The 423-nt window shown below is 64.1% G+C and carries 1 pseudogene; it reads right to left on the bottom strand.

What is annotated here, in order from left to right:
• A pseudogene (locus NE591_RS12660) lies at positions 1-261 on the bottom strand (hypothetical protein); the annotation flags it as partial.
• Positions 262-423 lie beyond the last annotated feature (162 nt).

Genomic DNA, 423 nt, shown 5'->3' with positions numbered 1-423 from the left:
ACCGACTAGCCCCACGATTTGTTGAGCCAGCACGACGCCGGCCAAGGCGCGATGGCGGCATGGTTGCCAGATGACCGGCGGGTAGGTGCAGTTCCACATGAGGAAGGCGAAGCCGATGCCCTGGGTGGCCACGCGCCCCGGAACGCCGGCGAGCTCGTAGGCGCCCATGTAGGCTTCAGGTGTGAGCGCGAACCCCAGGGCGCACTGCACGTTCACGACGAACACGAAGGCGAAACAGAGGCGCACGACCAAGGTAGCCACGGTGACCCTTCGCGGCACTTTTTGCAGACTTGCGCTGTCCTTGCCGATCTTCCTGTTTGTCGCACTCTGGTCGGTGGGGTCGCTGTTCAGCTGCGAATCGTTTTGGGCGATGGGGGCGCTTGCTTTCCCTGTGTTGTCTTGAACGGGGGCCGCGGAACGGGG

The sequence above is a fragment of the Adlercreutzia sp. DFI.6.23 genome (assembly GCF_024462535.1).
GTDB classification, from domain to species: Bacteria; Actinomycetota; Coriobacteriia; order Coriobacteriales; family Eggerthellaceae; genus Adlercreutzia; species Adlercreutzia rubneri.
This window is presented reverse-complemented; position numbering and strand designations above follow the sequence as displayed.